The 3,949-nt window shown below is 65.6% G+C and carries 4 protein-coding genes and 1 pseudogene; 3 read left to right on the forward strand and 2 right to left on the reverse strand.

Features of this window, described 5'->3' with window-relative positions:
- The 3 genes from AC1DOC_RS23160 to AC1DOC_RS23170 all read left to right on the forward strand — a co-directional run.
- Positions 1 to 691 (forward strand): sensor histidine kinase (locus tag AC1DOC_RS23160; RefSeq protein WP_478130566.1); only part of this gene is annotated, 691 nt, incomplete at its 5' end.
- The gene (locus AC1DOC_RS23165; RefSeq protein WP_018904437.1) at positions 688 to 1,377 is read left to right on the forward strand and encodes a response regulator transcription factor; all 690 of its coding nucleotides are present in this window, start codon (positions 688 to 690) and stop codon (positions 1,375 to 1,377) included. The genes AC1DOC_RS23160 and AC1DOC_RS23165, both read left to right, overlap by 4 nt.
- Before the next feature lie 111 nt (positions 1,378 to 1,488).
- Positions 1,489 to 1,986, forward strand: a complete 498-nt coding sequence (locus AC1DOC_RS23170; RefSeq protein WP_018904436.1) for an SgcJ/EcaC family oxidoreductase — start codon at positions 1,489 to 1,491, stop codon at positions 1,984 to 1,986.
- 43 nt (positions 1,987 to 2,029) lie between these two features.
- On the opposite strand, the gene AC1DOC_RS23175 is transcribed toward AC1DOC_RS23170, so the two are convergent.
- Together AC1DOC_RS23175 and AC1DOC_RS23180 are read right to left on the reverse strand one after the other, a co-directional pair.
- Complete coding sequence (locus tag AC1DOC_RS23175; protein ID WP_370880695.1) at positions 2,030 to 3,238, reverse strand: SMP-30/gluconolactonase/LRE family protein; 1,209 nt, start codon at positions 3,236 to 3,238, stop codon at positions 2,030 to 2,032.
- Positions 3,239 to 3,500: 262 nt separating this feature from the next.
- Positions 3,501 to 3,949: pseudogene (locus AC1DOC_RS23180) on the reverse strand (alpha/beta hydrolase); the annotation flags it as partial.

The following is a 3,949-nucleotide window of genomic DNA, read 5'->3' on the forward strand; positions in this document are numbered from 1 at the left end:
CCTCAGCCATGAGCTGCGGACACCGGCGACGGCGATTCGCGGAGAGGCGGAGATCACGCTTCGCGGCGGCGACAAGCCGGCCGAGGAGTACCGCCATGCCCTGAAACGCATCGTCGGCACCGTTCAGCAGTTGACCAAGGTGATTGGCGATCTGCTCCTGATCGCGCGGGCCGAAGCCGACCAGCTGGTGATCCAGCCGTCCCCCTTGGATCTCTCGATGCTGCTGAGCGAGGTCGTGGAACAGGGCGAGGCCCTGGCGGCGCTGCATGGGGCCGCGCTGACCTGCGAGCCCGTGGTGGAAACGGTCATGGTTCGCGCAGACGGCGACCGGCTGCGCCAGGCGGTGATGATCGTCTTGGACAACGCCATCCGCTATTCCCGTCCGGACGGCAAGGTGCGTCTGGGCTGCCACGTTGCCGCAGACGAAGTCGCCATCGTGGTCCGCGACCACGGCATCGGCATCGGCGAAGACGAGTTGCCCCGGGTGTTCGAGCGCTTCGTCCGCGGCCAGCGGGCACGCGCGCACCGGGCGGATGGCAGCGGCATCGGCCTTTCCATCGCGCAGGCCATCGTCAAGGCTCATCGCGGGCACATCGAGATCCAGAGCTGGCCCGAGGAAGGGACTGAAGTTCGCATCGTTCTTGCACGCCTGCCGATCCACGAATTCGAGGCCAGTGCCCTGCAGCCATGAACAGAAGCATCCTGATTGTCGAAGACGATCCCCGTGTCGCCGATTTCCTGGTCCGCGGGCTGAAGGCGGAAGGCTTTGCGGTGACGCATGCCCGCACCGGTCCGCAGGGGCTGGAGCTGGCGCGCCGCGGAGACCTCGCGCTTTTGATCCTCGATCTGATGCTGCCGGGCATCAACGGCCTGGAGCTGTGCCAGACCTTCCGCGCCGAGGGCGGCCAGACGCCGGTGCTGATGCTGACCGCCATGAGCACGACCGAAGACAAGGTGAACGGCCTGCGCCTCGGCGCCGACGACTACCTGACCAAGCCCTTCGACTTCGAGGAACTGCTCGCGCGCATCGAGGCGCTGCTGCGCCGCGGCCGGGACCTCAGGCTGCGGGTCACGACCTTGCGGGTGGCCAACCTGGTGCTGGACCGCGAACGCATGCGCGTGGAGCGCGCGGGGCAGCCGATCACGCTGACGGCCAAGGAACTGGCATTTCTCGAGCTGCTCATGAGCGCACCCGGGCGGGTGTACAGCCGCGAACGCATCCTGGCCAATGTCTGGGGCACGCACGAGGATCCGCTCACCAATATCGTGGATGTCTACGTGCGGCGACTTCGCATGAAGATCGACGGCGACCACGCGGTGCAGCTGCTGCAGACCGTGCGCGGCCTCGGATACCGCATCAGCGAGACGGCGGGCTAGCCAGGCCGTTCATTCGGCGTTCATCTTGTGTTCGACACACGTTCATCGCCGCCGCGATGGATGTTCATTCGCCCCTCGAACAATGAGTCCTGTGTTTAACCACTTGCATGAATGGACTCTTCGATGATCCCGCGTTTTTCCAAGCTTCTTCCCGCTGCCGCTGTGTTGGCGCTTTGCATGTCAACCTCCGTGTTGGCACAGACGGCCGCGAGCGCAAGTTGTGTTCCCGCCAGCGAACGCCAGATCGAGGCACTGTTCGATCGCTGGAATGCCTCCCTCGCCACGCAGGATCCCGACAAGGTGGTGGCCAACTACGCTCCTGACGGCGTGCTGCTGGCCACGGTGTCGAACCAGCCGCGCACCAGTCCGGCCGAAATCCGCGACTACTTCGTCAAGTTCCTCAAGGGGGCGCCGCAAGGCAAGATCGATTCGCGCACGATCCGGGTCGGCTGCAATGTCGCGCAGGACATCGGTACCTACACCTTCAAGTTCAAGGACGGCAAGGCGGTGCACGCCCGCTACACCTATGTGTACGAATGGCTCAACGGCCAGTGGCTGATTGCGCACCATCACTCGTCGGCAATGCCCGAGAGCATTGCGGCGAAGTAAAAAGGGGGGCGCCCACGGTGGGGCGCGCGTCGTCGCTGCCGTGCTAAGCCGGCGCCGCGCCCTGGGTCGCCGTATAGACGGCATACAACGACTGGCTGGCCGCCATGAACAGGCGGTTGCGCTTGGGACCACCGAAGCAGATGTTGCCGCAGACCTCCGGCAGCCGGATGCGACCGATCAGCCGGCCTTGCGGCGTCCATACCGTGACGCCGTTGTAGCCCACGCTGCGGCCGGCGTTGCTGGAGCACCAGAGGTTGCCGTCGACGTCGGCACGCACGCCGTCGGGGCCGCACTTCACGCCATCGATCGTGAAGTTGCCAAAGAGCTTGCCGTTGTGGAGCTTGTTGTCGGTACCGACGTCGAACACGTACATGTCGCCCTTGCCGCCGGCGACGGTGTCGCCCGGCCCCTGCCCGGTGCTGACGACATAGAGCTTCTTGAAGTCGGGCGAGAAGCACAGGCCGTTCGGGTCCGGCACCAGGTCTTCGCCGGCGACCTGCGTGAGCGTTCCGCTCTTGTCGAGGCGGTAGACCGCAGTCGGCAGTTCGCGCTTGTAGAAGCCGATCTCCGGCGGCTGCCCGAGCCTGGGGTTCAGCCGGCCGGCCTTGTTCGCGGGTCCGCCCGCGGCATCGACCGTGCCCTCGTAGAGCTGGGCGCCGTAGGGCGGGTCGGTGAACCAGTAGCTGCCGTCGGGATGCGGGACGACGTCGTTGGGCGAATTGAGCCGCTTGCCGTTGAAGCTCGACGCGAGGACGGTCACCGAGCCGTCGAGCTCGTAGCGCACCACGCGCCGCGTCAGATGCTCGCAGGACAGCTGCCTTCCCTGGTGGTCGAAGGAGTTGCCGTTGCTGTTGTTGGACGGCGAGCGGAAAACGCTGACGTGGCCGTCGTCCTCGCTCCATCGCAGTTGGCAATTGTTCGGGATGTCGCTCCAGACCAGAAAGCGGCCGACCGAATTCCATGCCGGTCCTTCGGACCACAACGCGCCGGTCCACAGCCGCTGGATCGAGGCGTTGGGCTGGCGCAGGCCATCGAACACCGGATCGACGGTGAGCACGTCGGGATCGGTGAAGTAGGTGGTGGGAGCCCCGCGCGCACTGAAGTCGCGCGGCGGCTGGGTGATGGTGCTCGGCGGCGCCGCCGGTCCGCCCGCGGCGGCCTGTGCATGCGCCCATCGCGGCAGGACGATGGAGGCGCCTACCGCGGCGCCCACGCCGCGAAGAAGCCGGCGGCGTAGTACCGAACTATTCACTACGAAATCGATTTTTTCCTGTGCCACAACCCACTCCATGAAACCGATGGAAGAAGCGTTGGAGAACGCGAGTTCGCAAAGCCGGTCGCATGCTACGCGCTTCTCTGGCGCCGTACTAGATTGCGTCACTGCAGGCGGTGCTGGTCGTCCGAACTGCGCGTTGAGCAGCGTCTTGAATCGACTAGCGGAGCAATTTCCGTCCAGGACTTGACCCACATGCAGGTCCTTGTCGACTTGCCAGAGTTGAGGCCCAGAGGCACTTTCAGAGGCGGGCGAGTTCCGCCACGGCGGCGGCGAAAGCCTGGGGCGCCTCCTGGGGCAGGTTGTGCCCGATCCCGCCGCGGACCACGCGATGTTCGTACCTGCCCGAGAACTTCCCGGCGTAGGCGCTCGCCTCAGGATGCGGTGCACCGTTGGCATCGCCTTCGAAAGTGATCGTGGGGACGGTGATGACCGGAGCCTTGGCGAGCCGGTTCTCCAGGTCGTCGTACTTCGATTCGCCTTCGGCCAGGCCGAGCCGCCRGCGGTAGTTGTGGATCACGACGGCGACATGGTCCGGGTTCTCCAGGGCGGCAGCGCTGCGGTCGAAGGTGGCATCGTCGAAGGCCCATTTGGGAGAAGCGATCTGCCAGATCAGTTTCGAGAAGTCGTGCCGGTTCTTCTCGTAGCCGGCACGGCCGCGCTCGGTGGCGAAGTAGTACTGGTACCACC

The sequence above is a fragment of the Variovorax sp. 01T439_2 genome, from assembly GCF_056398445.1.